Origin of the sequence: Collinsella sp. D33t1_170424_A12 (assembly GCF_015554865.1) — a bacterium.
Lineage (GTDB): Bacteria > Actinomycetota > Coriobacteriia > Coriobacteriales > Coriobacteriaceae > Collinsella.
In genome coordinates, this window is the sequence record NZ_JADNJJ010000050.1 from 1 (window position 1) to 6,041 (window position 6,041).

A 6,041-nucleotide genomic window follows, 5' to 3' on the forward strand; every position below is an offset into this window, starting at 1 on the left:
GGCCCGGCCGTACGCGGTAGCTCCGCGGACGGCCGGGCCGGTTTTGCCTCTTGACAATGTTCAACTCATATTAAAGGCCGCCGCTTGGTTGCGTACCAAGCGGCGGCCTTCGTGCTATCGGACGAATCGGCGCCAGGCGCCTCGTGCCAAGCTGAGTCACTTATGAGAAGTAGGCGACGCCGCTCTCGAACAGCGGCATGAACTTCTCGCCGGGGACGTTCTTGTACAGGCCATCGCCGCGGCGCTCCACGTGGCCCATCTTGCCGAACACGCGGCCGTCGGGGCTGGTGATGCCCTCGATGCAGGCCACGGAGCCGTTGGGGTTCACGTCGAGGTCCATGGACGGCATGCCCGCCACGTCGACGTACTGCGTGGCGATCTGGCCGCCGGCGCGCAGCTGCTCCAGCACCTCGTCGTTCGCCACGAAGCGGCCCTCGCCGTGGGAGATGGCCACGGTGTAGAGCTCCTCGGGGTCGCACTGGGAGAGCCATGGCGACAGGTCGCTGCAGATGCGCGTGCGGACCAGGCGGCTCTGGTGACGGCCGATCTCGTTGAAGGTGAGCGTCGGGGCGTCAGCCGTGGCGTCCACGATGTCGCCGTAGGGCACGAGGCCCAGCTTGACGAGCGCCTGGAAGCCGTTGCAGATGCCGAGCATCAGGCCGTCGCGGGACTGCAGCAGGTCGCGAACAGCCTCGGTGACCTCGGGTGCACGGAAGAACGCGGTGATGAACTTGGCGGAGCCGTCGGGCTCGTCGCCGCCGGAGAAGCCGCCGGGGATCATGACGATCTGGGACTCGCGGATGCGGCGCGCCAGCTCGCGGGTGGATTCGGCCACGTGCTCGGGCGTGAGGTTGTTGATCACGAAGACGTCGGCCTCGGCGCCGGCGGCACGGAAGGCGCGCGCGGAGTCGAACTCGCAGTTGTTGCCGGGGAAGACGGGGATGACCACGCGGGGCTTGGCGATCTTGAGTCCGCCGTAGGTCGCGCGGACGCGGCCCTCCTCCTCGCAGCGGTAGCGCTCCTCGGGAATGAGCTCCTCGGGGGCGTCGACGTCGTCGGCGGCGCTGCGGTAGGGGAACACGCCCTCGAGCGCGCTCGCCCAGGCCTCCTGCAGCTCGTCCAGATCGAGCGTCTCGCCGTAGGCGGTGAGCTCGTAGGGCTCGCAGGTCACGCCGAGCTCGACGATCTCCACGCCGTCGACCTGCGGCAGCGCCACGCCCTCGTCCAGCTCCACGATGAAGCAGCCGTAGGCGTGGTCGAACAGGTCGCGCGCGTCGGCCTCGTAGTAGGCGTCCGACACGGTGAAGCCGATGCGGTTGCCCAGGCAGGCCTTGAAGAGCGCCTCGGCCAGGCCGCCGAAGCCGGCGGTGGACACGGCGAGCGCGCGGCCCTCGCGCACGAGGCCCTCGACGGCGCCGAAGGCGGCGAGCAGGGAGTCGGTCTCGGGCAGCAGGTCGTCGACCTGGTAGGCGGGCTGGATCAGCGCGACGCGGTGGCCGGCGCCCTTGAACTCGGGCGAGACGATGTTGGCGAGCTTGTCCACGGCGACGGCGAAGGAGATGAGGGTCGGCGGGACGTCGAGGTCCTCGAAGGAGCCGGACATGGAGTCCTTGCCGCCGATGGCGCCGGCGCCGAGCTCGACCTGGGCCATGAGGGCGCCCAGGACGGCGGCCATGGGCTTGCCCCAGCGCTCGGGGACGTCGCGCAGGCGCTCGAAGTACTCCTGGAAGGAGAGGTACGCCTTGGTGTGGTCGAAGCCGGTGGCCACGAGGCGCGCGATGCTCTCGACGACGGAGAGGTAGGCGCCGCGGTACTGGTCGGCCTCCATGATGTACGGGTTGAAGCCCCAGGCCATGCCGGAGACCGTGGTGGTCTCGCCGTCGACCGGGAACTTGGCGACCATGGCCTGGCTCGGGGTGAGCTGGCGGGTGCCGCCGAAGGGCATGAGGACCGTGGCCGCGCCGATGGTGGAGTCGAAGCGCTCGGACAGGCCCTTGTTGGAGCAGACGTTGAGGTCGCTCACGAGCAGGCGCATGGCCTCGGCGAAGGAGTCGACCTCCTCGGCGCCCGGAACCATGGGCACGGTGCTCTCGAAGACGTTCTCGAGGCTGCCGAACTCCTCGAGCGCGGCCTGCGCGAGGTCGCTCTCGGGGTCGATGGGCGCGACGCCCTGGGCGGGAACGTGGACGTCCTGGAACTTGGGCGCGCCGTTGGAGTTGAGGAACTCGCGGGAGAGGTCGACGATGGCGTCGCCCTGCCATGCCATGCGAACGCGGGGCTCGCACGTGACCTCGGCGATCACGGTCGCCTCGAGGTTCTCCTCCTCGGCGTAGCCCATGAACTCCTCGACGTCGGCCTCGGCCACGGCCACGGCCATGCGCTCCTGGGACTCGGAGATCGCGAGCTCGGTGCCGTCCAGGCCGTCGTACTTCTTGGTGACCATGTCGAGGTCGATGTAGAGGCCCTCGGCCAGCTCGCCCACGGCGACGGAGACGCCGCCGGCGCCGAAGTCGTTGCAGCGCTTGATCAGGCGGCAGGCGTCGCCGCGGCGGAAGAGGCGCTGCAGCTTGCGCTCCATGGGGGCGTTGCCCTTCTGGACCTCTGCGCCGTCCTTCTCGATGGACTCGACGTTGTGGGCCTTGGAGGAGCCGGTGGCGCCGCCGATGCCGTCACGGCCGGTGCGGCCGCCGAGCAGGATGATCTTGTCGCCGGGCTGAGGTGCCTCGCGGCGGACGTTGCCTGCGGGCGCGGCGCCCACCACGGCGCCGACCTCCATGCGCTTGGCCATGTAGCCGGGGTGGTAGAGCTCGGACACCTGGCCGGTGGCAAGGCCGATCTGGTTGCCGTAGGAGGAGTAGCCGGCCGCCGCGGTGGTCACGAGCTTGCGCTGGGGCAGCTTGCCCTCGATGGTCTCGGACACGGGGACGGTCGGATCGGCCGCGCCGGTGACGCGCATGGCCTGGTAGACGTAGGAGCGGCCCGAGAGCGGGTCGCGGATGGCGCCGCCCACGCACGTGGCCGCGCCGCCGAAGGGCTCGATCTCGGTGGGGTGGTTGTGGGTCTCGTTCTTGAAGAGGAACAGCCAGTCCTGGTCCTCGCCGTCCACGTCGACGGTCACCTTGACGGTGCAGGCGTTGATCTCCTCGGACTCGTCGAGGTTGGTGAGGGTGCCCTGGGCTTTCAGCCACTTGGCGCCGATGGTGCCCATGTCCATGAGGCAGACGGGCTTCTCGTCGCGGCCGAGCTCGTGGCGCATCTCGAGGTAGCGCTCGAAGGCGGCCTGGACGGTCGCGTCGTCGATCTCGATGTTCTCGAGGACGGTGCCGAAGGTGGTGTGGCGGCAGTGGTCGGACCAGTAGGTGTCGATCACGCGGATCTCGGTGATGGAGGGGTCGCGGCCCTCATCGATGAAGTACTGCTGGCAGAAGGCGATGTCCGCCTCGTCCATGGCAAGGCCGCGCTCGGCGATGAAGGCGGCCAGGCCGGCCTCGTCGAGCTCGCGGAAGCCGTCGATGACCTCGACGGGCTCGGGGGCGGGGACGTCCTGGATGAGGGTGTCGGGCAGCTCGAGCGAGGCCAGGCGCGCCTCCACGGGGTTCACCACGTAGCGCTTGATGGCCTCGATATCGGCATCGGAGAGGTCGCCGTCGAGGATGTAGACCTTGGCGGAGCGGACGTGCGGGCGCTCGCCCTGGCTGATGAGCTGGATGCACTCGCTGGCGGAATCGGCGCGCTGGTCGAACTGGCCGGGGAGGAACTCCACGGCGAACGTCGCGACGCCGCCCTCGGGCAGCTCGTCGTAGACGACGTCGACCTGCGGCTCGGAGAACACCGTGGGGACGCAGCGGGCGAACAGCTCGTCGTCGGCGCCTTCCACGTCGTAGCGGTTGATGAGGCGGAGCGATGCCAGCGTCTCGATGCCCAGGATGTCGACGAGCTCGGATTTGAGCTGCCGCGCTTCCACATCGAAGCCGGGTTTCTTCTCCACGTAAACGCGAGAGACCATTGTGCCTGCCTTCCTGTTGGAACGGTCGGACCATGTCGCCGGCGGCGGTCGATGCGACGCGCCTTCGCGCGCGGCGCCCCCTTGAGCCGGACGACGTTACATAAACGTCTTTATGATACGACACCCCGCCCTGGTTGTGGGCTTTCAGGTGCCGAAACAACCAGAGTATCCGCACCTTGGCGCGCTGCCGCCCGCGTGCGGCCTCCGGGCTCGGTCTCGATGCGGCCGGCTTCGCTTGTTACCCGTTGTTCTTGACTCAAATTATTTCTTTGCGAGAATAAAGCCCGTTCCGCCGAATACGGCGAAAGTACCTCGAGGAGCTTCCGCATGAACCACCCCCTGCCGCCCACATCTTCAGAGCCGTCGCCCGCCGCGCGCGAGCGCGGCGCCGTGCGGGCCCGCGCGTCGATCGGTGTCGCGCGGCGCCATGCGAACCTGGTGATCGCCGCCGCGGGGGTGCTGCTGCTCGTGCTGATGGGCGCCTCGCTGCTGCTGGGCCGGTTCCCCATCGATCCCGTCCACGCGGTCCTCATGCTCGTCGACCGCGTGCTCCCCGTCGAACAGGTGTGGACCGACCAGCAGGCCACGCTCTTCTTCAACGTGCGCCTGCCGCGCATCGCGCTGTCGGTCATCGTGGGCGCGAGCCTGGCCGCCGCGGGCGCGGCGTTCCAGGGGACGTTTCGCAACCCGCTCGTGTCTCCCGACGTCCTCGGCGCCTCCCAGGGGGCCGCGCTCGGCGCGGCCGTCGCCCTGCTGACGGGTGCCGGCGCGTATGCGGTGTCCCTGTGGGCGTTCGCGTTCGCCATGGCAACGGTGCTCGTCGTGATGGCGGTCAGCGGCCGCGCGCGCGGCGTGGACCATGCGCTCACGGTGGTGCTGGTGGGCGTGATGGTGAGCAGCCTGTGCCAGGCGGGCGTGAGCTTCGCCAAGCTCGTCGCCGACCCCAACGACCAGCTGCCCGCCATCACCTACTGGCTCATGGGCAGCCTCACGAGCGCGCGGGCGGGCGACATCGCCTTCGTGCTGCCCCCCGTGCTGCTGGGCGCGGGCATCCTGTTCGCGCTCAGATGGCGCATCAACCTGCTCACCATGGGCGATGACGAGGCGCGCACCATGGGCGTCGACGCCCGTCGCATGCGCCTGGCGGTGATGTTCGCCGCCACGCTGCTCACCGCGGCGAGCGTGTCCGTCAGCGGCATGATCGGCTGGGTCGGCCTGGTCGTGCCGCATGTCGCGCGCATGCTGATCGGGTGCGATTACCGCCGCCTGCTGCCTGCGAGCATGCTGTTCGGCGCGTCGTTCCTGCTGGTGGTGGACAACGTTTCGCGTCTGGCGTATTCAGCCGAGATCCCCCTGGGAATCCTGACCGCCTTCATGGGCGCGCCGTTCTTCCTCTACCTGATCTTGCAAAGGAGGGCCCGCGTATGAGCATCGAGATCCGTGACCTGTCCTTCAGCTACGGCACGCGACGCTGCGGCGGGGCGGGCGAGCCCTATGACGTCTTGCGCCATATCGACCTCGACGTGCCGGACGGCACGCTGGTGAACGTGCTGGGCCCCAACGGCGCCGGAAAGTCGACGCTCTTCCGCTGCCTGCTCAACCTCGAGGAGGGCTATTCGGGTTCGATCAAGGTCAACGGGCGCGACCTGCGCGTCATGACGGCCCGCGAGCGCGCCCGCGAGGTCGCGTTCATCCCGCAGTCGCATGATGCGGTCTACGACTACAGCGTGCTCGACATGGTGCTTATGAGCACCGCGCCCGAGGTGGGCCTGTTCGGTACGCCGAGCGCGGAGCAGGAGCGCCGCGCGTGGGAGGCGCTGGAGCGCGTGGGCATCGCCCGCTTGGCGCATCGTCCCGCCACGCAGGTCTCCGGCGGCGAGCAGCAGCTGGCGCTCATCGCGCGGGCCCTGGCCCAGAACGCGCGGACCATCATCATGGACGAGCCCACGAGCGCGCTCGATTACGGCAACACCATGCGCGTGCTCGCCTGCGTGCGCCAGCTGGCGCGCGAGGGCCTCTCCATCGTCCAGTCGAC

General features: G+C 69.2%; 3 protein-coding genes. 2 read left to right on the plus strand and 1 reads right to left on the minus strand.

Annotated features, from left to right (window positions below):
• Positions 1 to 160 precede the first annotated feature (160 nt).
• Complete coding sequence (locus I2E26_RS02445) at positions 161 to 4,006, minus strand: phosphoribosylformylglycinamidine synthase (protein ID WP_195419484.1); 3,846 nt, start codon at positions 4,004 to 4,006, stop codon at positions 161 to 163.
• 327 nt (positions 4,007 to 4,333) lie between these two features.
• Here I2E26_RS02445 and I2E26_RS02450 point away from each other — a divergent pair, with 327 nt between their 5' ends.
• Positions 4,334 to 5,434: an iron ABC transporter permease gene (locus tag I2E26_RS02450; RefSeq protein WP_195419485.1), complete on the plus strand. Its 1,101-nt coding sequence runs from the start codon at positions 4,334 to 4,336 to the stop codon at positions 5,432 to 5,434.
• On the plus strand, positions 5,431 to 6,041 hold a 611-nt coding region (locus I2E26_RS02455; RefSeq protein WP_195419486.1), incomplete at its 3' end, for an ABC transporter ATP-binding protein. The genes I2E26_RS02450 and I2E26_RS02455, both read left to right, overlap by 4 nt.

Coding starts and splice junctions, on each gene's coding strand:
- I2E26_RS02445 (WP_195419484.1), bottom strand. CDS start 4,006: ATGGTCTCTCGCGTTTACGTGGAGAAGAAACCCGGCTTCGATGTGGAA.
- I2E26_RS02450 (WP_195419485.1), top strand. CDS start 4,334: ATGAACCACCCCCTGCCGCCCACATCTTCAGAGCCGTCGCCCGCCGCG.